The sequence below is a fragment of the Aminobacter sp. P4_D5 genome, from assembly GCF_056401815.1.
In genome coordinates, this window is sequence record NZ_JBFUIP010000841.1 from 1 (window position 1) to 656 (window position 656).

Sequence of the window (656 nt, forward strand, 5' to 3'; positions counted from 1 at the left end):
GTGCCGGAAGGTGTAAAGTTTACCGGCGGCCCTTGGCAAAAGACTTGCTTCCTCGCGCCCCGCGCTGGACATCGTCCCCCGAACCCGAGTTGGCGCGAAACTTCGCGCTTCCACACTGGCCGCGGAAGCGCGGAGGGCTATGGGCTGCGGCGCAGAGGATGGGCGGGGGCAGCGAGGTACTGCCTCCAGTTCCAGCCCTGCGCCCCCGCGCGGATCCCGACCTTGCGACCGCATTTTCTGGAGAGAAGCGACGCGACGGGGATACCCCGCTGCGGCGTGATCACAATATGCAAGATCCGAACACCGAGACCAACGCGCTTGCGCGCGCGCTTTCCTCCTGCGGCGCCACCTTCTGGATCGTGGGCGCCTTCTCGGGGGTGGCGAACCTCCTCCAGCTCACGATCTCGCTCTACATGATGCAGGTCTTCGACCGGGTGCTGACCACCCGCAACACCGACACGCTGATCCACCTCACCGTCATCGCCGTCTTCGCCCTCGGAGTCTTCGCCGGGCTGGACGCCATCCGCGGCGCCGTGATGCAACGCGTCGCCGGCTGGGTGGAGCACCGCCTGGCGCCGGAAGGCTTTGCCCGGGCGCTGGAGGCCCAGCCGCGCGGACGGTCCTATCGCATGGAGGCCCTGCGCGACCTCTCCACC

1 pseudogene is annotated in these 656 nt (G+C 68.0%); it reads left to right on the top strand.

Annotation, left to right across the window (positions count from 1 at the left end):
• Positions 1-287: 287 nt before the first annotated feature.
• A pseudogene (locus tag AC1DWF_RS35325) lies at positions 288-656 on the top strand (type I secretion system permease/ATPase); the annotation flags it as partial.